Below are 24,810 nucleotides of genomic sequence, written 5' to 3'. Positions count from 1 at the left end.
GGCCTGGGCGGCCGGGGCCGGGCCGGACACGGCGGCCGGGGCCGGCGCAGCCGGGCCTGCGGCCGGGCCGGGCTCGGCGGCCGGCTCCGGCGTGGGCGACCCGGACCCGGCCGACGGCTCCGGCGCCGCCGCCGGCTCCGCCCGTTCCGTGGACGGCGCGGGCAGGGCCGCGGTGGCGGTGAGGCGGAGGGCCGTCAGGAGGGGGGATACGGCCGGTTCGTGGCGGAGGGGGGTGTCCGAGCCGTCCGTTTCGGCCGGGACTCCCGCCGTGATCAGGGCGCGGCGCATGGCCGGGAGGGTGCGGCCGCCGGAGCGGACCAGGACGGCCATGTCCTGCCAGGGGACGCCGTCCTCCAGGTGGGCGCGGCGCAGGATGTCGGCGATGTTGTCCAGTTCGGCGCCGGCCGTCGGGTACGTGAAGACCTCGACCCGGCCGCCCTCCCGTACCGCTTCGAGGTTCCGGTGGGCGCGGACCGCCGCGGAGGGGAGGCGGGGAACCGGCATGCGGGTCGTCAGCAGGCGGGTGGCGGCGAGGAGGGCGGTGGACGAGCGGCGGCCGACCGTCAGCGCGCGGACGGCCGCGCCCGGGAAGGCGGACTCGAAGTCCAGGATGTTGTTGATGTCCGCGCCGCGGAAGGCGTAGATCGACTGGTCCGGGTCGCCGAAGGCGACCAGCGTGCCGCCGGGCCCCGTCAGGGCCCGCAGCAGCCGCAGCTGTGCGGCGTCCGTGTCCTGGTACTCGTCCACGAAGATCGCGTCGTAGGTGGAGGAGAGGGCCGGGGTGCGCTCCGCGAGGAGGACGGCGCGGTGGACCAGTTCCGCGTAGTCCAGGGTGCCCTGCATGTCCAGGACGTCCAGGTACTCGGAGAGGAACGCCGCGGCCGCCTTCCAGTCCGGGCGGCCGATCCGGGTCGCGAAGGAGTCGAGTGCCGAAGGGCCGAGGCCCAGTTCGCGGGCGCGGGCCAGGACGGCTCGGACCTCGTCGGCGAAGCCGCGCGTGGTCAGCGCGGCCCGCAGGTCGTCCGGCCAGCGGATGGAGCGGATCTGCCGCTGCCCGTCCAGCAGTGTGCGCACCATCACGTCCTGCTCCGGGCCGGACAGCAGCCGCAGCGGGTCGGCGAACAGGTCGGTGTCCTGGTGGGCGCGGACCAGGCCGTAGCAGAAGGAGTGGAAGGTGGTGGCCTGCGGAGCCCGCGCGCCGCCGAGCCGCAGGGCGGCCCGGTCGCGCAGTTCCACGGCCGCCTTGCGGCTGAAGGTGAGGATGAGGATGCGGGAGGGGTCCGTTCCCGCCTCCACGCGGGCGGCCGCCGCCTCGACCAGGGTGGTCGTCTTCCCGGTGCCCGGTCCGGCCAGGACCAGCAGTGGTCCTGCGGTGTGGTCAACCACCGCCCGCTGGGCTGCGTCCAGAACAGGGGGATCCACGCGCTCCGGCCCGGTGCGCACGAGGCGGTACGCGTCAGGGGTCCGCGTACGCCGCCGTTCGGTGCGGTCGGAGGAAGAGGTCATCACGTGAAGTGCCGGTCCTGGTGGGTCTGCCTGTGCTGCGGGGGCTGCGAGGGGTACGGGGGGATCCGCCGCGACGGTCGCGGGCGGAGCCCCGGCCGGAGCCGAAGAGGCAACGCTACGGCAAGCGGACGCCCCCGCGCAGTCCGTCCCGGTCCCCCGTACGGTCCTTCGCACGCGCGCTCGACCGCCCGTGCGGGCCGCGCATGGCGGAAGCTGTCAGGTGTGAACCTCGTCGCGGTCCGCCTCGCCGCCGTCGCCGTCCCAGCGGGCCCGGCGCATGTCCAGCCGGGGTTCACCGGCCGCCGTCGTGCGCAGCGGGGTGGCCTCGGCCCGGTAGTGCTCCAGGGCGCGCCGCTCGCTGCCGGGCAGCGGTACGCCGTCCGCCCGCACCACGCGCCACCAGGGCACGGCTCCCCCGTACAGGGCCATCACGCGGCCGACTTGGCGGGGTCCGCCCTCGCCGAGCCACTCGGCGACGTCCCCGTACGTCATCACCCGGCCGGGCGGAATCCGCTCGGCCGCCTCCAGCACTCGCTCCGCGTACGCGGGCAGCTCCTCGCTCATCCGGCCCATGGTGCAGCACGTCGGCCGCCCGCCGACGGAAGGCGAGGTTCCGCACCGGCTCGCACCCTGATGCCCCGCTCGCCGGTCGGTCCGTGCCACCATCTTCCGGGCGGTGACTGGTGATACGTGATCAAGAAGAGACGGAAGTGACGACGAAGGAGCAGGGTGTGAGCCCTCCGGACGGCGCGACGGCGGACGACGACGCGCGCCCCGACGACGGTCCGGAGCACAGTCCGCAGGGCCATCCGCAGGGCGGTCCGCAGGACCTTCCCCAGACCGGTCCCCGGAACGGTCGTCCCCAGGCCGGGCCCCAGGGCGGCCCCCAGGGCGGCGTCGGCGACAGCGCCGACGAGGACCCCGAGGCCGGTCCGCACGGGCACGCCCCCACGGCCGCCGACCGGGTCGAGGTGGACGAACCGCTGCTCGCCGCCCGCGTCCACCGGCCCTCCGACCTCGTACGCCTCCTCGTCGGCATCCTCGGCATCGCCGTCGTGCTCGCCATCTCCGCCTTCGCCCACGGCACCACCGTCGGCCTGGAGGAGGACATCAACAAGGGCACCGGCCAGGCCCCGGACCTGCTGATCAAGGTCGCCGCGCTGGTGTCGAGCATCGCGGTGCTGCTGCTCCCCGTCGCCTTCGCCATCGAGCGGCTGATCAAGCGCGACGGGCTGCGCATCGCCGACGGCGTGCTCGCCGCCGTCCTCGCGCACGGGGTCACCCTCGCCACCGACCTGTGGGTCTCGCAGGCCGCCCCGGACACCATCCAGGACGCCCTCACCCGTTCCGCCGGCGCCGGCGGGGCCCTCACCGACCCGGTGCACGGCTACCTCGCGCCCGTGATCGCGTACATGACGGCCGTCGGGATGACCCGCAGACCGCGCTGGCGCGTCGCGCTGTGGGTGGTCCTGCTCCTCGACGCGTTCACGATGCTGGTCAGCGGCTACACCACGCCCTTCTCGATCATCCTGACCGTGCTGATCGGCTGGAGCGTCGCCTACGGGACGCTGTACGCCGTCGGCTCCCCCAACGTGCGCCCCACCGGGCAGAACCTCCTCGCGGGACTGCGCCGCGTCGGCTTCCAGCCGGTCAGCGCGATGCGCGCCGAGACGACCGACGGTCCCGAGGCCTCCGAGGTCAGCGACCGGGGCCGCCGCTACCACGTCACCCTGGAGGACGGCCCGCCGCTCGACGTCACGGTCGTGGACCGCGAGCAGCAGGCGCAGGGCTTCTTCTACCGGGTCTGGCGCCGGCTCACCCTGCGCGGGATCACCACCCGGCGCAGCCTGCAGTCGCTGCGCCAGGCGCTGGAGCAGGAGGCGCTGCTCGCGTACGCCGCCATCGCGGCCGGGGCGAACGCGCCGAAGCTGATCGCCACCTCCGAGCTCGGCCCGGACGCCGTGATGCTCGTGTACGAGCACCTGGGCGGCCGGACCCTGGACTCCCTCGCCGACGAGGAGATCACCGACGACCTGACGCGCAACGCGTGGGAGCAGGTACGGGCCCTCCAGTCGCGGCGGATCGCGCACCGGCGGCTCACCGGGGACGCCTTGGTGGTGGATCGTTCCGGCACCGTGATCCTCACCGACCTGCGCGGCGGCGAGATCGCCGCGGGCGATCTGGTGCTCCGGATGGACATCGCGCAGCTGCTGACCACGCTCGGCCTGCGGGTCGGCGCGGAGCGGGCGGTGGCCTCGGCGGTGTCGGTGCTCGGCCCCGACGCGGTGGCGGACTGCCTGCCGCTGCTCCAGCCGATCGCGCTGAGCCGTTCCACTCGGTCGACGCTGCGCAGGCTGGCCCGGGAGCGGGCCGATCGGCAGCGGGAGGCCGTACTGGAGTCCTCGCGGGCGGCGAAGGCGGCGCGCGAGGCGGATTCCGCTTCCGCTTCCGGGACGTCGGCCTCGGCGGCCGCCGACCGGAAGGCCGAGAAGAAGGCGCTGGACGATGCGCTCGAAGGGGCTCGGGAGGAGGACCTGCTGAGCCAGATCCGCCAGCAGGTGCTGCTGATCCGCCCGCAGGCGCCGGTGGAGCCGGCCCGGCTGGAGCGGATCCGGCCGCGGACTCTGGTGTCGTTCATCGCGGGTGCGTTCGGTGCGTACTTCCTGCTGACGCAGCTGGCCCACGTGGACTTCGCGAAGATCATCGGCGAGGCGCAGTGGGGCTGGGTCGGGGCGGCGCTGGCCTTCTCGGCGCTCAGCTACTTCGCGGCGGCGATGAGCCTGCTGGGCTTCGTGCCGGAGCGGGTGCCGTTCCTGCGGACGGTGGTGGCGCAGGTGGCGGGCTCCTTCGTGAAGCTGGTGGCTCCGGCGGCGGTCGGCGGTGTCGCGCTGAACACGCGGTTCCTGCAGCGGGCGGGGGTCCGGCCGGGGCTCGCTGTCGCGAGCGTGGGCGCCTCGCAGCTGTTCGGGCTGGCCAGCCACATCCTGCTGCTGCTGTCCTTCGGCTACCTGACCGGGACCGAGAAGACCCCGGAGATGACGCCGTCCCGGACGGTGATCGCGGGTCTGCTGACGGTGGCGGTGCTGGTGCTGGTGGTGACGGCGGTGCCGTTCATGCGGAAGTTCGTGGTGACGCGGGTGCGGGCGCTGTTCGCGGGCGTGGTGCCGCGGATGCTGGACGTGCTCCAGCGGCCGCAGAAGCTGATGACGGGCATCGGCGGGATGCTGCTGCTGACGGGCTGCTTCGTGATGTGCCTGGACGCCTCGATCCGGGCGTTCGGGGGTGGCCAGGCCATCAGCTACGCGAGCATCGCGGTGGTGTTCCTGGCGGGCAACGCGCTGGGTTCGGCCGCGCCGACGCCGGGCGGTATCGGCGCGGTGGAGACCACGCTGACGCTGGGGCTGATCGCGGCGGGGCTGGAGAAGGAGGTCGCGATCTCGGCGGTGCTGTTGTTCCGGCTGATGACGTTCTGGTTGCCGGTGTTGCCGGGGTGGGTTTCGTTCAACTTCCTGACCCGCAAGGAAGCCATCTAGCCTCCGGCTCGGTGGGCGGATCTCCGGGGTCGGGCGCCGCACCGCTACCGGGACTCCGCCCCGGACCCCGGGCGGCCCCCGGGCAGGCTCCGGGGGGGCCGGTTCCGGTGGGGTCGGGCGCGCGCCGGGGCACCTCCTCGGGCGCCGAACGTGACCAGGGGTCGGAGAGTGACGGCCCTATTGCGTTCGGCGCCCTGCGGGGGCGCCCCGCCACACACCCGACCCCACCGAAACCGCCGGGCAAACGTCCAGCCTTGCCGGGCAGACATCCAGCCTCGCCGGGGGCACATCAAGCCTCGCCGGCGTTTGAGGCGCGGGGTCCGGGGCGGAGCCCCGATCTTGAGCCCCGCCGGCGATTGGGGCGCGGGGGTCCGGGGGGCATCGGCCAAATCCAGCCTCGCCGGCGATTGAGGCGCGGGGGTCCGGGGAGCAGAGCCCCCGGCAGTGGCGGCGCGGTCAGAACAGCAGGGGCAGCGTCAGCAGGAGGGCCGCCGAGCAGGCGAGTTCGGTCGCGCCCACCAGGGGGACCCGCAGGCCCCGGCCCGGGAGGGCGGCGGCTCGGGTGAGGTACGCCGCGAAGGGGACGGCCAGCCAGGGCGAAAGGCAGGCGGCCCCCGCCAGGGCCGCCGCGTGGTAGGCCACCGAACCGGCCCGGTACGCCCGCGAGTTCCGCTCCCGGATCATCGTCTTCACGTACGGGACCGTCCCCGCGAAGTAGAGGAGGCAGGCCAGGGCCGGCGGCCAGGCCGCGGCGGGGGAAAGGCCGCCCAGGCGGGCCGCCACCAGCAGCATCCCGCACGCCGGGACCACCGCCGCCAGGCCGTTGGTCAGGGCCCGCTCGCGGCCGGTCCGGGCGTAGTACGTGTTCACCGCCACGAACGGCGCCGCGAGCAGGGCCGCCCCGCACAGCCAGGGGTGCAGCATCGCCAACGGGATGCCCGACGCCGCGAAGGCGGCCCCGAAGACCAGCGCCGGCCGCGCGTGCCGCCCCGCCGACCGGAGCCCGCGCCCGCGCAGCCGGAGCCACTGCTGGGCGTGGAACACCGCGGCGTACCCGAGCAGCCAGGCCGCGAAGAGCGCCGCGTGGGCCCATCCCGGCCGCGGGGACAGGAGCGTGCCCGCCAGGAACGGCACCGCCAGCATCGCCCACGCCCCGTGCTGGTCCGGGATCCATTCCGATCCCCGTCGTCTCGCCACCGGTCCGCCCTTTCTGAATTGGTATTGCTTCGCGTAATTTGCAGACGCCCGCGCGAAGTTGGACCTTTCCAGCCTGCCCGCCGGTCGGCCCGCGAAATACCGGGAAGAGGTCACGGGCTCAGGGGACCTTTGTCACCGGGTTTTGGTTTTCGACGGGCGTAGCGTCGAATCACCATCGTTTCTTTCCGGCCTGGAGGGTCGTTGTGCACGAGCGTCAGGGACACGGGGACGCCGCCGATTCACTGATCAAGGCGGGCAGTTTCTTCACGCGCGCCGAGGTGTCCGAGGACCTGCGTACCGTCCACCGGACCGGCGGCCGCGCCGCCGAGGCCTTCTACCGGGACCGGTGGAGCCACGACAAGGTCGTGTATTCCACGCACGGCGTGAACTGCACCGGTTCCTGCCGGTGGAAGGTGTACGTCAAGGACGGGATCATCACCTGGGAGACCCAGGCCACCGACTACCCCTCCGTCGGCCCCGACCGCCCCGAGTACGAGCCCCGCGGCTGTCCGCGCGGCGCTTCGTTCTCCTGGTACTCGTACTCGCCCACCCGCGTCCGCTACCCGTACGTCCGGGGCGCGCTGCTGGAGATGTACCGGGAGGCCAAGCGGCGCCTCGGCGACCCCGTCGAGGCCTGGGCCGACATCCAGGCCGATCCGGGGCGCCGCCGCACGTACCAGAAGGCCCGCGGCAAGGGCGGTCTGGTGCGGGCCACGTGGGAGGAGGCGACCGAGATCGTCGCCGCCGCGCACGTGCACACCATCCGCGAGCACGGCCCGGACCGGGTCGCCGGCTTCTCGCCGATCCCCGCGATGTCGATGGGCTCGCACGCCGCCGGCGCCCGTTTCCACTCCCTCATCGGCGCGCCGATGCTGAGCTTCTACGACTGGTACGCCGACCTCCCCGTGGCCTCGCCGCAGGTGTTCGGCGACCAGACCGACGTGCCCGAGTCGGGCGACTGGTGGGACGCCGCGTACCTGATGATGTGGGGCTCCAACGTCCCGGTCACCCGTACCCCGGACGCGCACTGGATGGCCGAGGCGCGCTATCGCGGGCAGAAGGTCGTCACCGTGTCCCCGGATTTCGCGGACAACACCAAATTCGCCGACGAATGGATGCACCCGCACCCTGGTACGGATGGTGCGCTCGCCCTCGCGATGGGGCATGTCATCCTCAAGGAGTTCTTCGTCGATCGACAGACTCCGTTCTTTGTCGATTACGTTCGCACCTATACCGACCTGCCTTTTCTGGTGTCCTTGAGGGAAACCGAACAAGGGCTTGTCCCCGGCAAGTTCGTCACCGCCGCCGATCTCGGCCGGGACACCGAGAACGCCGACTGGAAGACCGTCCTCGTCGACGACGCGACCGGCGAGCCCGTCGTCCCGAACGGCACCCTCGGGCACCGCTGGGGCAGGAACGAGACGCCCGAGTGGAATCTCGACCTCGGCGACACCGTCCCCCGGCTGTCTCTGATCGGGGAGGGCGAGAGCGCCGAGATCGTCCTGCCGCGCTTCGAGGACGACGAGCGCGGCGGCACCGTCCGCCGCGGGGTCCCCGTCCGCCGCCTCGGCGGTCGGCTGGTCACCACCGTCTTCGACCTGATGCTCGCCCAGTACGGGGTCGGCCGCGACGGCCTGCCCGGCGAGTGGCCCACCGGCTACGAGGACGCCTCCCAGCCCGGCACCCCCGGCTGGCAGGAGTCGCTGACCTCCGTCCCGGCGGCCCAGGCGGCGCGCGTGGCACGGGAGTTCGCGCGGACCGCCGAGCAGTCGAAGGGCCGCTGCATGATCCTGATGGGCGCGGGCACCAACCACTGGTTCCACTCCGAGACCATCTACCGCTCCTTCCTCGCCCTGCTCACCCTCACCGGCTGCCAGGGCCGCAACGGCGGCGGCTGGGGCCACTACGTCGGCCAGGAGAAGTGCCGCCCGGTCACCGGCTGGGCCACCCTCGCCGCCGCCTCCGACTGGTCGCGCCCGCCGCGCCAGATGATCGGCGCGGCCTGGTTCTACCTGCACACCGACCAGTGGCGCTACGACACCCTGCCCGCGGAGGCGCTGGCCTCCCCGCTCGGCGAGGGCGCCTTCGAGGGCATGACCGGCTCGGACTGCCTGGCCGCGAGCGCCCGGATGGGCTGGATGCCCTCCTATCCGACCTTCGACCGCAATCCCCTGGAGCTGGGAGAGGCCGAGGACCCCATTGCCGAAACGATTCAGCAACTCAAGGACGGCACCCTCGGCTTCGCCGGCGAGGACCCGGACGCCCCGCGCAACTGGCCGCGCGTGCTCAACGTATGGCGGGCCAACCTCCTCGGCTCCAGCTCCAAGGGGAACGAGTACTTCCTCAAGCACCTCCTCGGCACCCACTCCAACCTCCCCGCGGACGGCCCGCGCTGTACCCCGAAGGACGTCACGTACCGGGAGGAGGACGTCGAGGGGAAGCTGGACCTCCTCATGACCATGGACTTCCGGATGACGTCCACGACGCTCCTGTCCGACGTGGTCTTCCCGGCCGCCACCTGGTACGAGAAGCACGACCTGTCCTCGACGGACATGCACCCCTTCCTGCACGCCTTCAGCCCGGCCGTGGACCCGCCCTGGCAGGCCCGCTCCGACTACGACGCCTTCCGCGGCCTGGCCGAGCGCTTCGGCGAACTCGCCGGGACCCACCTGGGCGTCCGCCGCGACCTGGTGGCGACCGCCCTCCAGCACGACACCCCGGGCGGCGAGATGGCCCAGCCCGGCGGGGTCGCCCTCGACTGGTCGAAGGGCGAGTGCGAGCCCGTACCCGGCCGGACGATGTACAACCTGGCCGTCGTCGAGCGCGATTACGGGGCCGTGGGCGAGAAGTTCGCCGCGCTCGGCCCGCTCGTCGACGAGCTCGGCGTGACGACCAAGGCGATCACCTACGACGTGGCCGAGGAGGTCGCCCACCTCGGCGAGAAGAACGGCCTGGTCCGCACCGGCATCGCCGAGGGGCGGCCGCGGCTGCACACCGCGCAGCAGGCCTGCGAGGCGATCCTCTCCCTCTCCGGCACCTCCAACGGCCGCCTCGCCACCCAGGGTTTCGAGACCCTGGAGAAGAAGGTCGGCACGCACATGGCCCACCTGGCCGCCGAGGCCGAGGGCAAGCGGATCACCTTCGCCGACACCCAGGCCCGCCCGGTCCCGGTGATCACCTCGCCCGAGTGGTCGGGCTCGGAGGCCGGCGGGCGCCGCTACACGGCCTTCACCGTCAACACCGAGCACCTCAAGCCCTGGCACACCCTCACCGGCCGCCAGCACTTCTTCATCGACCACGACTGGCTGCACGAGGTCGGGGAGTCCCTCCCCGTCTACAAGCCGCCGCTCAACATGCACACCCTCTACGGGGAGCCCGAGCTCGGCGCCGTCGACGAGAAGGCGAAGTCGGTCGCGGTCCGGTACCTGACCCCGCACAACAAGTGGGCGATCCACAGCCAGTACCAGGACAACCTCTACATGATGACGCTCGGCCGCGGCGGCCAGACGGTGTGGATGTCGCCGCAGGACGCCGAGGCGATCGGGGTCGCGGACAACGACTGGATCGAGGCGGTCAACCGCAACGGCGTGGTCACCGCCCGCGCGATCGTCTCCCACAAGATGCCGCCCGGCACGGTCTACATGAACCACGCCCAGGAGCGGACGGTCGGCGTCCCGAAGACGGAGAAGACGGGCCGCCGCGGCGGCATCCACAACTCCCTGACCCGGGTGATGCTCAAGCCCACCCACCTCATCGGCGGCTATGCCCAGCTCACCTGGGCCTTCAACTACCTGGGCCCGACCGGCAACCAGCGCGACGAGGTGACGGTCATCCGCCGCCGCGACCAGAACGTGGAGTACTGACAGTTATGCCCACTGGCGAAGCCACTATCGGACGCGTCATGGCACAGGTCGCGATGGTCATGAACCTCGACAAGTGCATCGGCTGCCACACCTGCTCGGTCACCTGCAAGCAGGCGTGGACCAACCGGCAGGGCACCGAGTACGCCTGGTTCAACAACGTCGAGACCCTCCCCGGCCAGGGCTACCCGCGCCGCTGGGAGGACCAGGAGAAGTGGAAGGGCGGCTGGGAGCGCACCCGCTCCGGCCGGCTCCGCCTCAAGGCGGGCGGCCGGCTGAAGAAGCTGGGCGGCCTCTTCGCCAACCCCCACCTGCCGGAGATCGACGACTACTACCAGCCCTGGACCTACGAGTACAAGAACCTCACCGAGGCCCCGGCGGGCGACGACCTGCCCACCGCCCGCCCGGTCTCGCAGGTCACCGGCGAGCCCATCGACACGATCGCGTGGGGTCCGAACTGGGACGACAACCTCGGCGGCGCCCCCGCGCACGCGCCCAGGGACCCGATCGTGGAGAAGATCCGCGACGAGGTCGGCGAGAAGATCCGCTTCGAGTTCGAGCAGAGCTTCATGTTCTACCTCCCCCGCGTCTGCGAGCACTGCCTGAACCCGGCGTGCGTCTCGTCCTGCCCCTCCGGCGCGATGTACAAGCGGGAGGAGGACGGCATCGTCCTCGTCGACCAGGACGCGTGCCGCGGCTGGCGCATGTGCGTGACCGGATGCCCGTACAAGAAGGTGTACTTCAACCACCACACCGGCAAGGCCGAGAAGTGCACCTTCTGCTTCCCGCGCATCGAGGTCGGCATGCCGACCGTCTGCTCCGAGACCTGCGTGGGCCGCATGCGCTACCTGGGCGTGATGCTCTACGACGCCGACAAGGTCGCCGAGGCCGCCGCGGTGGAGGACGAGCACGACCTCTACCCCTCACAGGTGGAGTGCTTCCTCGATCCGCACGACCCGGCCGTGATCGCCGCCGCCCGCGCGGCCGGCATCACCGACGAGTGGCTCGAAGCGGCCCGCAACTCCCCCGTCTACGACCTGATCGCCACCTACCAGGTCGCCCTGCCCCTCCACCCGGAGTACCGGACCATGCCGATGGTCTGGTACGTGCCCCCGCTCTCCCCCGTCGTCGAGGCGGTCGCCGCCACCGGCAGCGACGGCGAGGACGCGGGCAACCTCTTCGGGGCCATCGACGCCCTGCGCATCCCCGTCGAGTACCTCGCGGCGATCCTCACCGCCGGCGACACGTACCCCGTCGAAGCGGTGCTGCGGCGGATGGCGGCGATGCGCGCGTACATGCGGAGGATCAACCTCGGCGAGGAGAGGGACGAGTCGATCGCGGCGGCCGTCGGCCTCACCGGCGTGGAGATGGAGGACATGTTCCGCCTGCTCGCGATCGCCAAGATCGAGGACCGGTTCGTGATCCCGACCGCCGCCCGCGCCGAGGCCGACGCCCTCGCCGAGACGCACCCGCTCGACGCCGAATGCCCCGTCGGCCCGGTGGGCGAACCGCGCGTGATGCTCAACCTCAGCCCGACAAGGAGGGCTTCGTGACCCCGGACGCGTACGTACGCCTGGTGGCGGGCTGTGTCCTGCAGTACCCCGGCGACCACTTCCACGACGAACTCCCGCGGCTCCGCGCGGCCCTCGCCGGGGCGCCCGCCGAACCGGCCGCACTGCTCGGCGCCTTCCTCGACGAAGCCGAGGCGCAGACCCCGATCGAGCTGTGCGCCCAGTACACCTCGACCTTCGACACCCGCAACCGGCGCTGCCTCTACCTCACCTGGTGGGTGGACGGCGACACGCGCCGCCGCGGGCTGTCCCTGGTCCGGCTGAAGCGGATCTACCGGGACTTCGGGCTGGAGTACGCGGGCGAGGAGCTGCCCGACTTCCTGCCCGTGGCCCTGGAGTTCGCCGCCCGCGTGCCGGAGGCGGGCACCGAGCTGCTCCAGGAGCACCGGGCCGGGCTGGAGCTGCTGCGGCTGGCGCTCACCGAGTCCGGGTCCCCGTACGCGCGGGTCCTGGAGGCCGTCTGCGCGACGCTGCCCGGGCCCTCGCCCGAGACCAAGGCCGAGGCGAAGGCGCTCGCGCGCAGCGGTCCGCCGCAGGAACTGGTCGGCGCGGGCTCCCCGCTCGAACCGTTCGGCCCCGGCCTCGACATGCCCCAGAGCCTCCCGGCGGGCTTCCCGGCCGGTGCCGCCGGAGTCCGGCCCGACCGGACCCGCGATCTCCCGTGGCCCACGACCCCCGAAAGGCAGTCGGCCTGATGGACCTCCTCCTGTGGGGCGTGCTCCCGTACGTCTCGGTCGCGCTGCTGATCGCGGGCACGGTCTGGCGGGCCCGGTTCGACCGGTTCGGGTGGACCACCCACTCCTCTCAGCTGCACGAATCGCGGCTGCTGCGCATCGGCTCGCCGCTCTTCCACTTCGGCATGCTCTTCGTGGTCCTGGGCCATGTCGTGGGCCTGCTGGTCCCGATGAGCTGGACCGACGCGGTCGGGCTGAGCGACCACGCCTACCACCTGCTGGCCGTCTCCACCGGCGCGGTGGCGGGCGTCGCGGCCGCCGCCGGCATCGGGATCCTGGTCTACCGCCGCTTCAAGATCCCGGCCGTCCGCAGGGCCACATTGCGCAGCGACCACCTGATGTACACCTTCCTGCTCGGCGCGATCGCCCTCGGGCTGACGGCCACCGTCCTCAACTCCACCGGGCAGACGGACGGCTACAACTACCGCGAGGGCATCTCGGTCTGGTTCCGCAGCCTGTTCTCCCTCACCCCCGACCACCACCTGATGGCGGGCGCCCCGCTCGCCTTCAAGCTGCACGTCCTCTTCGGCTTCACGCTGTTCGCGCTGATCCCGTACTCGCGCCTGGTGCACATGTTCTCGGCGCCGCTGGCCTACCTGTTCCGGCCGTACGTGGTCTACCGCAGGCGGGACCCCCAGCAGCCGGCGAACCGCCCCGCCAAGCGCGGCTGGGAGCGGGTCTCGTGAAGCCGCGCACGGTCGTCCGCACGCCCCGGCACGCCGTCGCCGAGCGCCCGTTCATCGTCATCTGGGAGGCCACCCGGGCCTGCCCGCTGGCCTGTCTGCACTGCCGGGCCGAGGCGCAGACCGCCCGGCACCCCGAGGAGCTCGACGGGGCCGACGCCCGCCGCGTCATGGACGGGATCGCCGCCTTCGGCCGGCCCGGCCCGCTCTTCGTGATCACCGGCGGGGACCCGTTCCAGCGCGCCGACCTCACCGAGCTGATCGCCTACGGGACCTCGCTGGGCCTGCGCGTCGCGGTCTCCCCCTCCGGTACGCCGACCCTCACGCGGGCCAACCTGGTCGCGGTGCGCGACGCCGGGGCGGTGGCCCTGTCCCTCTCCCTGGACGGTTCGACGGCCGCCCGGCACGACGCCTTCCGGGGCGTGCCCGGGGTCTACGACTGGACCCTGGACGGCTGGCGGGCGGCCCGCGAGCTCGGGCTCAAGGTGCAGATCAACACCACGGTCACCCGTAACGGCCTGGAGGACCTGGCCGATGTCGCGGCACTGGTCCGGCGCGAGGGGGCGATGCTCTGGTCCGGCTTCGTCCTGGTCCCGACGGGCCGCGGCGAGCGGCTGGACTCCCTGACACCGGCCGAGGTCGAGGACGTACTGCACTTCCTCTACGACTGCGGCTCGGTCATGGCCACCAAGACCACCGAGGGCCACCACTTCCGGCGGGTCGCGCTCCAGCGCACCGTCCTCGACGCGCGCGGGGAGCGGCCGCGGCTGGGGCCGCTGTACGGGCGCCTCTCGGCCCGCGCCGCGGAGCTGGGGCTGTTCGACGGGGAACACCGGGCAGTGCGCCGGCCGCCGATGGACGTCTCCTCGGGACGCGGGTTCGTCTTCATCTCCCACACGGGGGAGGTGCATCCGAGCGGCTTCCTGCCGGTGTCGGCGGGCCATGTGAAGGCCCGTCCGCTGACCGCGATCTACCGGGAGTCGGAGCTGTTCACGCGGTTGCGGGACCCTTCTCTGCTGCGCGGGAAGTGCGGGGCCTGCGAGTTCAAGACGGTGTGCGGGGGATCGCGCTCGCGGGCCTACGGGTTCACGGGGGACGTGCTGGAGGCGGACCCGTACTGCGCGTACGAGCCGGGCAGCTTCCCGTACCCGCAGGAGATCGGCTCTCTGGCCGAAAGCATGAGGCACTGACCCACAGATCCCCCATATGTTGGATTTGGGAACATATCGACCCCGGCCGCAGGAGAAGACAATGCGTTCAGTGATCGTCATCGGTGGCGGCATCAGTGGGCTGGCCGCCGCGTGGCAGTTGCGCGGCCTGGCCGATGTCACCGTTCTGGAGAGCCACTCCAAGGTCGGCGGCAAGCTCCGTACCGGCACCATCGCCGGAATCGCCGTGGACGAGGGCGCGGAGTCCCTGATGGCCCTGCGGCCGGAGGCCGTGGAGCTGGCGGCCGCCGTCGGACTGGGCGACGCGCTGTGCGACCCGGCGAAGGCCCCGGCCGCCATCTGGACCGGCGGCGCGCTGCGCCCGCTGCCCGCCGGGCACGTCATGGGCATCCCGACCGACCCCGAGGCCCTGGCCGGCACCGGCCTGCTCTCCCCCGCCGGCGTCACCCGTGTGGCCGAGGAGGAGACCCTCCCCGCGTCCCCCGTCACCGAGGACTGCTCGGTGGCCGACTACCTGTCCGCGCGCTTCGGCCGGGAGGCCGTCGACCGCCTCGTCGAACCCATGCTGGGCGGGGTCTACGCCGGCCGCGCCGACCTCCTGTCGCTGCGCGCCGCGATGCCCCGGATCGCGGCCCTCGCCGAACAGGGCGGCCCCCTCCTGCCCGCCCTCCGCCGCATGAGGGCGGCGGGCGCCCCCCGCTCGGCCCCCGTGGCCGTACAGGGCGTGGCCGGCGGCACGGGCCGCTTCCCGCAGGCGGTGGCGGAGGCCTGTGGGGCCCGCATCCTGACGGGTACCACCGCCCGCTCGCTCCAGCGGATCCCGGGCGACCGGTGGCGGGTGCACGCCATGACGGGCGACGGGGGCCTCACCATGGAGGCGGACGCGGTCGTCCTGGCCCTCCCGGCCTTCGCGGCGGCGGAACTGCTGCGCCCCCACTCCCCGCTGGCCGAGGCGGACCTCACGGCCATCCCGCACGCCTCCACGGCCGTGATCACGATGGCCTTCTCCCGGGCCCAGGCCCATTTCCTCCCGGAGGGCAACGGCTTCCTGGTCCCGCCGGTGGACGGTCACACCCTGAAGGCGGCGTCCTTCCTCTCCAACAAGTGGGCCTGGCTCAAGGCATCGGCCCCGGACACGTTCGTCCTGCGCGCCTCCCTCGGCCGGATCGGCGAGGACGAACTCCTCGCCCGCCCCGACCGCCACCTGGTCCGCACCGCGATCACCGAACTCCACCACGCGGTCGGCCCGATGGGCGAACCCGTCGCCGCCCGCGTGACCCGCTGGGACCGCGCCCTCCCCCAGTACGACGTGGGCCACCACGCCCGCATCACCCGCATCCGCGAGGCGGCCTCGAAGCTCCCGGGACTGGCCCTGTGCGGCGCGGCGTACGAGGGCGTGGGCGTGGCCGCCTGCGTGGCCACCGGCCGCGCGGCCGCACGCCAGGTCCTGGCCGCCTAGGCCTCCCCGTCCAGCCGGGCGCGGAGCACGGCGGCCTCGGGTGCGGCGGACGCCTCCGTCAGCAGGGCCCACGCCTGCTCCCAGCGCTCCCGGGCCAGGCCCGGATCGGCCTCCGCCGCGCAGTCGCCGAGCACGACCAGGGTGCGCGCCGCGCCGAGCCGGTGGCCCGTGGAGCGGTGGGCTTCCAGGGCCCGGCCGGCGACCTCGGAGGCACGGTCCGTCCGCCCCGCCGCCTGCAGGGCTCCGGCCAGCTCGGTCAGCGCCTGCCCTTCGAGCACCCGGTATCCGGCGGCCCCGGCGATCTCGGCCGCCTTCTCCGCTTCTCGCACGGCGGGCCGGTCCCGCTCGTGGTCCCGGTGGAGCGCCGCCAGCTCGATGCGGGCCGTGGCCTCACCGCGCGGATAGTTCGCCTCCTCGGCCAGCCGCAGCGCCTGCCCGATCCGCTCCCCGGCCCCGGCGAGATCGCGGCGCAGCCGCAGCACACTGCCCAGGATGCTCAGGACGTACGACTCCAGCCAGCGGTGGCCCGTCCCGCTGACCAGCTCGTACGCGGTCGACGCCTGGGCCAGCGCCTCCTCGTGGCGCCCGAGGTCGCGCAGCACCCGCGCCAGCGCCGCCCGCGCGTCCGCCTCGTACTGCGGCACGCTGAGTTCCGCGTACGCGCCGACCGCACCGCTCAGATGCTCGTCCGCGAGGGGCAGCCGCCCCAACGCCCAGTACACGGAACCGACGTTGTCCAGGCTGATGGCCTCGTACAGCCGGCTGCCCAGCCCGCGGTTGATGTCCAGGACCTCGACGAACCGCGCCAGCGCGTGCTCCAGGTCGCCCAGGTCCCAGTACAGGTTGCCGAGGTTGTTGAGGCAGCGGGCCTGGTCCGCCGGAGTGCCGTGACGCCTGGTCAGTTCCAGGGCCCGCGTGTGGTGTTCCAGCGCCTCGTCGAGCCGGCCGACCCGCCGGAATCCGAAGCCGAGCTGGGACAGCGCCTCCGTCTCGCCCTCCGTCCAGGCGTCGGCCCTGCTCTCCGCCAGCGCCGCCCGCCCGTGGGACAGCCCCTCCTCGTCGCTGCCGAACTTCGTGTGCGCCTCGGCGAGGCTCAGGTGCAGCGCCGCCCGCGCCCTCGTACCGCCGTCCACCGCGGCGGCCCGGGCGCCGGCGATGCCGGTCCGCAGCCAGTCCCCGCCGTGCCCCTGGTCGGCGAAGTAGCCGCGCAGCATCTCCGCGAGCCGCCAGCCGGGGTCGGCGGGACCGTGCTCCGCGCTGTGCACGACCGCCGCGACCAGGTTGACCCGCTCCGCGTCCAGCCAGGCCAGGGCGGCCCGCTCGTCCGGGAAGGACGGGCCCGGGGGCGGGTCCCCGCCGGCCAGGGCGGGCGGCAGGTCCAGGCGCAGCGATCCGGGTGCCAGGCGGCCGACGGCTCCGTGCGTCACCCGGGTCAGGTGCCGGTACAGCGCGCCGAGCGCCTCGGTCCCGGCCGCCGGGCCCTCCTCCCGCTCCATCCGGTTGCGCGCGTAGAGGCGGAGCAGGTCGTGGAAGGCGTAGCGGCCGTCGCTCCGGTACTCCAGGAGGTGGGCGGCGAAGAGTTCGTCCAGCGCGGCCGCCGCGCCGGTCAGGTCCCCGTCTGTCAGGGCCGCGGCGGTCTCGACGGTGACGTCGGGCCCCGGAACCAGCCCCAGCCGGCGGAACACGGTCCGCGCACGGGTGGTCAGGGCCTCGTAGGAGAGGTCGAACGCGGCTGACACGGCACTCCTCGGATCTCCGGAAATCTCCAGCACCCCCAGTCGGTCGGTTCCCTCCAGCCGGGTCACGTAATCCGCTATGCGCCCCCTGGGCCGGCCCGAGAGGGTGGCCGCCGCGATCCTCAGGGCCAGCGGAAGGCCCGCGGCCAGCTCCACCAGCCGGGCGGCGGGTGCCGCCTCCGCCTCGACCCGCTCGCGGCCGAGGATCCGGGCGAGCAGGTCCAGCGAGGCCCGCGGGTCCAGTACGTCGAGATCGAGCGCCACCGGATGGTGGGAGACCCGCAGTCCCTGGAGGTCGGACCGGCTGGTGATCAGTACGAGGCTGCCGGTCCGCCCCGGGATCAGCGGCCGGATCAACTCCGCGTCGGCGGGCACGTTGTCGAGCAGGATGAGCATCCGGCGGTTGGCGAGGAGCGCCCGGTACACGCCCGCCTGCTCCTCCACGTCCACGGGGACGAGGTCGGGTGCGACGCCCAGGCCGCGCAGGAAGCGGCCGAGCACCTCCTCCGGCTGCAGCGGCCTGGCCCCCGCGCTGTAGCCGCGCAGGTCCGCGTAGAGCTGGCCGTCCGGGAACCGGTCCGCCACCCGGTAGGCCCAGTGCACGGCCAGGGCCGTCTTCCCGATCCCGCCCGTACCGCCGATCGTCACGACGGTCGCGCGGGTCTCGGCCGTGCCGTCCAGCAGGGTGTCGAGCAGTGCGATGAGCTCGGTGCGGTTGGTGAAGACGTCCACGTCCTGGGGGAGCATGCACGGCGTGCTCAGGTACATGAGGGGCGGCTGCGGCGGGGGCGCCGCGGACAGGACCGGGGCGGTCGGGGCCGCCTCGTACACGGTGATGTCCCCGGTCGCCTGGTAGACGCGCGCCGAGTCGCGGGCCGTGGCCTCCGAGCGGTGCTGCGGAGGTACGGACGGCGCGGGAGTGTCGTCCTCGCCGGTCATCCGGGGCGCCTCACTTCTCGTGGACGGTGATGTCCCGGCCCGCCTGGTACGTGCGCCCGTGCCCGCTCGCGCGGGCGTTCATCACCGTCGTGCCCGGTGCGGGTGGCTGCTCGGGCTGCTGTTCGGCCAGCCAGGCGAGCAGTTCGCGCAGGCGGGCGGCGGCGGTGTCCCGTTCGGCCTCCTCGGCGGCGTCGAGGAAGTCCTCGATACGGACCTGCCAGGCGGCCTCCTGGCGCTGGGCGGTCCGCTCGGCGTCGTCCGCGCCGGCCTCCTCCAGCTCCCGGCGGGTCCGGTCCAGGCGTTCGAGCACCGGCTCCGGACGCTCCCGGCCCAGCAGCCTGGCCACCCGGTCCCGTAATCCGGTCCACACGTCGGTGCCCGCGGCCTGGACGATCCCCGCCCCGGTGGCCGCGGCCAGTGCCGTCAGCGACTCGGCCAACATCCGTCCCCCTCGGACTCGTTCCCGCTCCACGTCCCCGGCAGCGTACTCACCGGCGGGCGGTTCGATCGGGGATTCGCGCAGAAGGTCCACAACCGGACCCGCCCCCCGGATGGGTCAGCGCGGGGGCGGGCCGGGCGAACGGCGCAGAGGATGGGAGCATGCCGAGAAAAGCCCTGCGGGTCACCGTCACCGCCTCCCTCGCCGCCGTGCTGCTCACCACCAGCGCGTGCTCCGACGACGGTGACGGGAAGAAGACGACGGCCGACGGCGGCAGGGAGGTCCGGCCCCTCAAGTGGGGCGGGTGCGAGGCCCCCACTGCCGCGGAGGGCGGCGGCCAGGCCCCGCCCAAGGACTGGCAGTGCGCCACCCTCGACGTCCCGCTCGACTACGCGAAGCCCGAGGGCGAGACCATCCCGATCGCCCTGATCCGCGCGAAGGCCCGCAACAAGGCCGAGCGCATCGGCTCGCTCGTCTTCAACTTCGGCGGGCCCGGCGGCTCCGGCATCAGCACCCTCCCCGGGGCCGCCAAGGAGTACGAGGCCCTGCGCGCCCGGTACGACCTGGTCAGCTTCGACCCCCGCGGGGTGGGGCGCAGCGCCCCCGTCCGCTGCGAGGACGACAAGCAGCTGGACGCGTACTACTCCCAGGACTCCTCCCCCACGACCCCGGAGCAGGAGAAGGACTTCGTCGGCAACATCCGCACCTATCAGAAGGCCTGCGAGAAGAACTCCGGGAAGGTGCTGCCGTACGTCGGCACCGAGAACGCCGCCCGCGACCTGGACCGCATCCGCCAGGCCCTCGGCGACGAGAAGCTGCACTACTTCGGGATCTCCTACGGCACCGAGCTCGGCGGGGTGTACGCCCACCTCTTCCCGAAGAACGTCGGCCGGGCCGTCTTCGACGCCGTCGTCGACCCGACCAAGACCTCCGAGGAGTCGGCGCTCGGCCAGGCCAAGGGCTTCCAGCTCGCGCTCGGCAACTTCGCCCAGGACTGCGTGGACCGCGGCGACGAGTGCAAGCTGCAGGGCAGCACCGCCAAGGAGATCGAGGCCAACATCATCAAGCTCCAGCAGGACCTGGCCGCGAAGCCCATCGCGGGCATGGGCGACCGGCTGCTGACCGAGAGCGCTGCTACCAACGGCATCGCGCAGGCCCTGTACTCCAAGGAGCTGTGGCCGCTGCTGGAGCAGGGGCTGGACGAGGCGGACGGCGGGCAGGGCCAGCTGCTGCTGGCGCTCTCCGACGCCCTCAACGGCCGTGACCAGCAGGGCCACTACAGCAACATCGGCGCCGCGAACACCGCGATCAACTGCGCGGACTCCAAGGACCGCTACACGCTGGAGCAGACCAAGGCCAAGCTGCCGGTGTTCCGTTCGGCCTCGCCCGTCTTCGGGGACTTCCTCGGCTGGGCGATGATGGGCTGCACCGACTGGCCGGTCGCGGGCGCCTGGCAGACCCCGGACGTGTCCGCCCCCGGAGCCGCCCCGATCCTGGTGATCGGCAACACCGGCGACCCGGCCACCCCGTACGAGGGCGCCCGCAAGATGGTGGAGCGGCTCGGCCCGGGCGTCGGCGTGGAGCTCACGTACAAGGGCGAGGGGCACGGCGCGTACAACAGCGGCGACGCGTGCGTGCAGGAGGCGGTGAACACCTACCTGCTGGACGGCAAGCCGCCCACCGCCGGTGCGGTCTGCACCGCGGGGGCGAGCCCGAGTGCGACGCAGACCGGGACCTCGCTCTGACCCCTGCGGGCCGTCTGCTGGCTCCGCCCCAGACCCCGCGCCTCAAACTCCCCCAGCTACCGCTGGGAGGGGCCCCCAGGCGAGGCTGGAGTTTGCCGAAGGGGCCGTACCTCGCGATCGAGGTACGGCCCCTTCGGGTGACGCTAGTAGATCGGCTTGTCGGGCTCGATCTGGTGGACCCAGCCGATGACGCCGCCGCCGACGTGGACCGCGTCCGCGAAGCCCGCGGACTTCAGGACCGCGAGGACTTCCGCACTGCGGACACCCGTCTTGCAGTGCAAGACGATGCGCTTGTCCTGCGGCAGGTCCTGGAGGGCGGTGCCCATCAGGAACTCGCCCTTGGGGATCAGCTTCGCGCCGGGGATCGAGACGATCTCGTACTCGTTGATCTCGCGGACGTCGATGATCTCGATCTTCTCGTCCGCGTCGATCCACTCCTTGAGCTGCTTGGGAGTGATCGTCGAGCCGGCGGCCGCCTCCTGGGCCTCCTCCGACACGACGCCGCAGAAGGCCTCGTAGTCGATGAGCTCGGTGACGGTCGCGTTCGGACCGCAGACCGCGCAGTCGGGGTCCTTGCGGACCTTGACCTGGCGGTACTGCATCTCCAGGGCGTCGTAGATCATCAGGCGGCCGACCAGCGGCTCGCCCACGCCCGTGAGGACCTTGATGGCCTCGGTGACCTGGATGGACCCGATGGACGCGCAGAGCACGCCCAGCACGCCGCCCTCGGCGCAGCTCGGGACCATGCCCGGCGGCGGGGGCTCCGGGTAGAGGCAGCGGTAGCACGGGCCGTGCTCGGACCAGAAGACCGAGGCCTGGCCGTCGAAGCGGTAGATCGAGCCCCACACGTACGGCTTGTTCAGCAGCACGCAGGCGTCGTTGACCAGGTAGCGCGTGGCGAAGTTGTCCGTGCCGTCGACGATGAGGTCGTACTGGCTGAAGATCTCCATCACGTTCTCGGCTTCGAGCCGCTCTTCGTGAAGGACCACGTTCACGTACGGGTTGATGCCCAGTACGCTGTCGCGGGCCGACTCGGCCTTGGAGCGGCCGATGTCCGCCTGGCTGTGGATGATCTGGCGCTGGAGGTTCGACTCGTCGACCTCGTCGAACTCCACGATGCCCAGCGTGCCGACGCCGGCCGCGGCCAGGTACATGAGGGCGGGCGAGCCGAGGCCGCCCGCGCCCACGGCCAGCACCTTGGCGTTCTTCAGGCGCTTCTGGCCGTCCATCCCGACATCCGGGATGATCAGGTGGCGGGAGTACCGACGGACCTCGTCAACGGTGAGCTCAGCAGCTGGCTCTACCAGGGGTGGCAGCGACACGGGGACTCCGTAGATGGGTATGTCTTCATGGTGGTTCTTCCCGTAACACTGCCACGCCCGTCTTCATTCCAAGACACCCGTCCCGATCCGTGAGACGATTTCGTCCCAGTACGCGGGCATTGACGCCCATGGGTCCCGGTCCCCGGCCCCGCGCCGGTCGGTGAACCAGATGGTGCCCGCGCCCTGCCAGCGGGCGATCCGCATGGCCTCCTCCAGGTGGGTGCGGGGCACGCCGTGGACGAGGTGGCAGAACCGCTCCGCCGGGTGGTCGGCCGTCCACTCCGCCACCTGTGACCAGCGGTAGTCGGCCCAGGCTCCCGAGAAGGTGACCAGCTGGTCGGCGGCCTCCACGTAGCCCTCGTACGGGTGCGTGCCGTGCCCGAGCACGATCCGGATGTCCTCGCCGAGGCCGCGAAGGGTGTCCGCGACCCGGCGCACCGAGGCCAGTTCCGTCTTGTCGGCCGGGGCGCCGGCGAGGTAGAAGCCGCCCACCCCGTACCAGTCGCGGAAGCGGTGGGCGTCGGAGACCAGCTCCCCGAAGGACCGTTCGCCGTCCCGCATCGCGAGATGGCCGAGGAGGCGGGGGCCCGCTCCGCCCGCCGCGCGCAGCTTCGCGGCGGCTTCCGTGCAGTGCGGGTCGGGCCGGCCGCCCGGGCCGTCCGTGACGTTGAGCACGGCCCAGTGCAGCGGGGTGCCGGGGCGGGTCAGCTCGGCCCACTCGACGGGGGCGAGCAGCGGGTGCGCGTAGCCGGGGATGCCGAGACCGAGGCGGCCGGCCTCGGTCGTGGCGGCCGCCGTGGCCCCGGGCGGGGTGGTCAGATGCGGCACGCCGCCTCCATCCAGATGTCCGCGAGGGACTCCTCCAGGTTGATCCGGGGCCGCCAGCCGAGGCGGTCGCGGGCGGTGCGGACATCGGCCTGCTGCCAGGCCCCGCAGCCGTCGGGGTACGGGTAGGGGGGCGGGGCCGCGGCGGCGAGCTGCTCGGCCGTCGCCTCGGAGCGGGGGGATCCGATGGCGGCGAGCCCGGCCGGGCGGCCGGGGTGCCCGGGGTGTCCGTGGGCCTGCTGCGGTCCGCCGTGCGGGAGGTCCAGCTCGTGCAGGGCGCCCCCGTATCCGGCGACCCGGGCCAGGACGGCGGCCGCGTCGCGCAGCCGGACCGCGCGGCCGGTGCCGATGTTGACGACGCCCTGGGCGGCCGACAGGGAGGCGGCGTGCACGGCCCGCGCCACGTCCCGTACGTCGACGAAGTCGCGCTGTACGCCGAGCCCGCTGAGCTTGAGCTCGCCGTCGCCCGACTGCATCGCGCGGCGCATGGCCTCGGCGAGCCGGCCGAGGGGGGATCCGGCGGGGGTGCCGGGGCCGACGGGCGAGAAGATCCGCAGGACGACGGCGTCCAGCCCGGAGCCGAGCACCAGCTCGGTGGCGGCCAGCTTGCTGACCCCGTACGGCCCGCCGGGTCTCGGCACGGCGTCCTCGGCCGTCGAGGACCCGGGCTGGCTGGGCCCGTACTCGGCGGCGCAGCCGAGCTGCACGAGGCGGGCCCCGCAGCCGCTGCGGCGCAGCGATTCGCAGATGGTGGCGACGGCGACGGTGTTGTGCCGGGTCAGCTCCCGGGCCCCGCCGCGGGTGGCGCCGGCGCAGTTGATGACGACGCCCGGGTGGACGGCGTCGAGGAACCGGGTGAGCGCGCCGGGGCTGCCGGTGGCGAGGTCGAAGCGGACGTCGGCGTCGTCGCCGCGGCCGAGTGCGGTGAGCTGGACGGCGGGGTCGGCGAGCAGTCGGTCGGCGACGTAGCGGCCGAGGTATCCGTTGGCTCCGATCAGCAGCACCCTCATCGCGTGGCCCCTTGGTTGGTTGGCTGGCCGGTCATCTTCTGTTTCTCCTTGCGAGTGGGTGGATGGGGCCGCGCATGGGCGGATGCGCGGGACAGCGCGAGGACGGCGTGTACGAGGAGTCCCGCCGCGGCGGCGGGGGCCGCCGCGGGGAACGGGACCAGGGCGAGCGCCAGGGCCGCGGCGACGGGCCCGCGGTGGGCGCCGTGGCGGAGCAGGAGGCGGGTCAGGAACAGCACCAGCGCGAGCGGTACGGCGGCGGTGAGCGGTGCTCCGGCGAGCGCGGCCGCTCCGGCGGCGGCCGCGGCGAAGGCGGCGACGGCCGCGAGCAGCAGGGGGCGGGCCCGGTCGGCGAAGTCCTCCAGGGCCCGGCTCCCGGCGAGCCGGGCCCTGGCGCGGGCGGCGAAGGCGACGGCGAGCAGGTGCCCGGGGGCGACGGCCAGGGCGAGGCCGACGGCGAGTGCGGTGCCGGCGGTGCCGTGCCGGTGCGCGGCCCAGCCGGTGGCGACCGCGGCGAGCAGGTGCGCGGCGCAGGGGAACCGCCCCCCGGCGGCCCGCCCGGGCCACACGAGGGCGACGGCGGTTCCGGCCACGGCGACGGGCCCGGCCCACGACAGTCCGGCGGCGGCCGCCCCGAAGGCGAGGGCGCCGGGCAGCAGGGCGTACCCGAAGCCGCGGAGCGCGCGGGGGCCGGCCGGCCTGCCGGTGGTGGCGGCCACGGGGATCTCGCCGCGGGGGGTCCGGGCGTACAGCTCCTCGGCGAGCGAGAACACGTCCCGGTGCCGGAACCGCGCGGCGGTCCGGTCGGTGATCCCGTGCGCCTCCAGCCCGGCGGCGATCTCCAGCGGGTCGACGGCCCGCTCGCACAACTCCCGATGCCGGTGCAGCAGCGCCTTGACGGGATCCCCCTTGCCGCGCCGCCTCGCCTGCGGCGCCGCACCTTCTGCCTTGTCGGGGGCCCGTCCGGCCTCGCCGGCACGCCCTGCCTTGCCGGGGGCATCCCAAGCCTCATGGAGGCTTCCTGCCTCGCCGGGGGCATGTTCAGCCTCGCCGGCGTTTGAGGCGCGGGGGTCCGGGGGCAGCGC

At 73.4% G+C, this 24,810-nt stretch carries 17 protein-coding genes; 8 read left to right on the top strand and 9 right to left on the bottom strand.

Annotated elements, in window-relative coordinates; genetic code table 11:
- Both ACFWBN_RS37245 and ACFWBN_RS37240 read right to left on the bottom strand, forming a co-directional pair.
- Window positions 1-1,506: ATP-dependent helicase (locus ACFWBN_RS37245; protein ID WP_385185458.1), on the bottom strand; the 1,506-nt coding region annotated here is incomplete at its 3' end.
- 216 nt (window positions 1,507-1,722) lie between these two features.
- Window positions 1,723-2,079 carry an MGMT family protein gene (locus ACFWBN_RS37240; protein WP_385185455.1) on the bottom strand — a complete coding sequence of 119 codons (357 nt, stop codon included), beginning with the start codon at window positions 2,077-2,079 and terminating at the stop codon, window positions 1,723-1,725.
- A 158-nt stretch (window positions 2,080-2,237) separates the two neighbouring features.
- Between ACFWBN_RS37240 and ACFWBN_RS37235 the strand changes: the two genes are divergently transcribed.
- Window positions 2,238-5,039, top strand: a complete 2,802-nt coding sequence (locus ACFWBN_RS37235) for a YbhN family protein (RefSeq protein ID WP_385185453.1) — start codon at window positions 2,238-2,240, stop codon at window positions 5,037-5,039.
- Between the two features lie 456 nt (window positions 5,040-5,495).
- Here ACFWBN_RS37235 and ACFWBN_RS37230 read toward each other — a convergent pair whose 3' ends face one another.
- Entirely contained in the window at window positions 5,496-6,236 is a 741-nt protein-coding gene (locus tag ACFWBN_RS37230) for a YwiC-like family protein (protein WP_385185450.1), read from the bottom strand.
- A 203-nt stretch (window positions 6,237-6,439) separates the two neighbouring features.
- Between ACFWBN_RS37230 and ACFWBN_RS37225 the strand changes: the two genes are divergently transcribed.
- The 6 genes from ACFWBN_RS37225 (at window position 6,440) to hemG (ending at window position 15,712) form a co-directional block, all read left to right on the top strand.
- On the top strand, window positions 6,440-10,099 hold the full coding sequence (locus ACFWBN_RS37225; RefSeq protein ID WP_385185447.1) for a nitrate reductase subunit alpha: 3,660 nt from the start codon (window positions 6,440-6,442) through the stop codon (window positions 10,097-10,099).
- Window positions 10,100-10,137: 38 nt separating this feature from the next.
- Window positions 10,138-11,649 (top strand): nitrate reductase subunit beta, encoded by a 1,512-nt coding sequence (gene narH, locus ACFWBN_RS37220; protein WP_385185444.1) that lies wholly within the window; start codon window positions 10,138-10,140, stop codon window positions 11,647-11,649.
- Entirely contained in the window at window positions 11,646-12,362 is a 717-nt protein-coding gene (narJ, locus tag ACFWBN_RS37215; RefSeq protein WP_385185441.1) for a nitrate reductase molybdenum cofactor assembly chaperone, read from the top strand. Before narH ends, narJ begins: the two co-directional genes overlap by 4 nt.
- On the top strand, window positions 12,362-13,087 hold the full coding sequence (gene narI / locus ACFWBN_RS37210) for a respiratory nitrate reductase subunit gamma (protein ID WP_385185438.1): 726 nt from the start codon (window positions 12,362-12,364) through the stop codon (window positions 13,085-13,087). The genes narJ and narI overlap by 1 nt, the downstream gene beginning before the upstream one ends.
- Entirely contained in the window at window positions 13,084-14,274 is a 1,191-nt protein-coding gene (locus tag ACFWBN_RS37205; RefSeq protein WP_385185435.1) for a TIGR04053 family radical SAM/SPASM domain-containing protein, read from the top strand. The genes narI and ACFWBN_RS37205 overlap by 4 nt, the downstream gene beginning before the upstream one ends.
- Window positions 14,275-14,335: 61 nt before the next feature.
- The gene (hemG, locus tag ACFWBN_RS37200) at window positions 14,336-15,712 is read left to right on the top strand and encodes a protoporphyrinogen oxidase (protein WP_385185433.1); all 1,377 of its coding nucleotides are present in this window, start codon (window positions 14,336-14,338) and stop codon (window positions 15,710-15,712) included.
- Here hemG and ACFWBN_RS37195 read toward each other — a convergent pair.
- Both ACFWBN_RS37195 and ACFWBN_RS37190 read right to left on the bottom strand, forming a co-directional pair.
- Window positions 15,709-18,387, bottom strand: coding sequence for an ATP-binding protein (locus ACFWBN_RS37195; protein ID WP_385185430.1), 2,679 nt, complete (start codon window positions 18,385-18,387; stop codon window positions 15,709-15,711). The two genes, hemG and ACFWBN_RS37195, sit on opposite strands and share 4 nt — an antisense overlap.
- A 10-nt stretch (window positions 18,388-18,397) precedes the next feature.
- On the bottom strand, window positions 18,398-18,829 hold the full coding sequence (locus ACFWBN_RS37190) for a hypothetical protein (protein WP_385185428.1): 432 nt from the start codon (window positions 18,827-18,829) through the stop codon (window positions 18,398-18,400).
- Window positions 18,830-18,987: 158 nt separating this feature from the next.
- On the opposite strand from ACFWBN_RS37190, the gene ACFWBN_RS37185 reads away from it, so the two are divergent.
- Window positions 18,988-20,571: an alpha/beta hydrolase gene (locus ACFWBN_RS37185; protein ID WP_385185425.1), complete on the top strand. Its 1,584-nt coding sequence runs from the start codon at window positions 18,988-18,990 to the stop codon at window positions 20,569-20,571.
- Between the two features lie 143 nt (window positions 20,572-20,714).
- On the opposite strand, the gene moeZ is transcribed toward ACFWBN_RS37185, so the two are convergent.
- The 4 genes from moeZ to ACFWBN_RS37165 all read right to left on the bottom strand — a co-directional run.
- Window positions 20,715-21,893, bottom strand: a complete 1,179-nt coding sequence (gene moeZ / locus ACFWBN_RS37180) for an adenylyltransferase/sulfurtransferase MoeZ (RefSeq protein ID WP_385185422.1) — start codon at window positions 21,891-21,893, stop codon at window positions 20,715-20,717.
- A gap of 63 nt (window positions 21,894-21,956) precedes the next feature.
- Complete coding sequence (locus tag ACFWBN_RS37175; RefSeq protein WP_385185419.1) at window positions 21,957-22,721, bottom strand: spherulation-specific family 4 protein; 765 nt, start codon at window positions 22,719-22,721, stop codon at window positions 21,957-21,959.
- Window positions 22,709-23,728 carry an NAD-dependent epimerase/dehydratase gene (locus tag ACFWBN_RS37170; protein ID WP_385185416.1) on the bottom strand — a complete coding sequence of 340 codons (1,020 nt, stop codon included), beginning with the start codon at window positions 23,726-23,728 and terminating at the stop codon, window positions 22,709-22,711. Before ACFWBN_RS37170 ends, ACFWBN_RS37175 begins: the two co-directional genes overlap by 13 nt.
- The coding region (locus ACFWBN_RS37165; protein WP_385185413.1) for a hypothetical protein at window positions 23,725-24,810 on the bottom strand (1,086 nt) is incomplete at its 5' end. The genes ACFWBN_RS37165 and ACFWBN_RS37170, both read right to left, overlap by 4 nt.

This window comes from Streptomyces sp. NPDC059989, assembly GCF_042736975.1.
Classification (GTDB): Bacteria; Actinomycetota; Actinomycetes; order Streptomycetales; family Streptomycetaceae; genus Streptomyces.
The sequence above is the reverse complement of the archived record's forward strand: the minus strand, read 5'-3'. Positions and strand labels throughout refer to the sequence as shown.

Excerpts from the sequence above, each read along its gene's own strand:
- ACFWBN_RS37240 (WP_385185455.1), bottom strand. The coding sequence starts at position 2,079 with ATGGGCCGGATGAGCGAGGAGCTGCCCGCGTACGCGGAGCGAGTGCTG.
- narH (WP_385185444.1), top strand. The coding sequence starts at position 10,138 with ATGGCACAGGTCGCGATGGTCATGAACCTCGACAAGTGCATCGGCTGC.
- narI (WP_385185438.1), top strand. The coding sequence starts at position 12,362 with ATGGACCTCCTCCTGTGGGGCGTGCTCCCGTACGTCTCGGTCGCGCTG.
- hemG (WP_385185433.1), top strand. The coding sequence starts at position 14,336 with ATGCGTTCAGTGATCGTCATCGGTGGCGGCATCAGTGGGCTGGCCGCC.
- ACFWBN_RS37195 (WP_385185430.1), bottom strand. The coding sequence starts at position 18,387 with ATGACCGGCGAGGACGACACTCCCGCGCCGTCCGTACCTCCGCAGCAC.
- ACFWBN_RS37190 (WP_385185428.1), bottom strand. The coding sequence starts at position 18,829 with ATGTTGGCCGAGTCGCTGACGGCACTGGCCGCGGCCACCGGGGCGGGG.
- ACFWBN_RS37185 (WP_385185425.1), top strand. The coding sequence starts at position 18,988 with ATGCCGAGAAAAGCCCTGCGGGTCACCGTCACCGCCTCCCTCGCCGCC.
- ACFWBN_RS37170 (WP_385185416.1), bottom strand. The coding sequence starts at position 23,728 with ATGAGGGTGCTGCTGATCGGAGCCAACGGATACCTCGGCCGCTACGTC.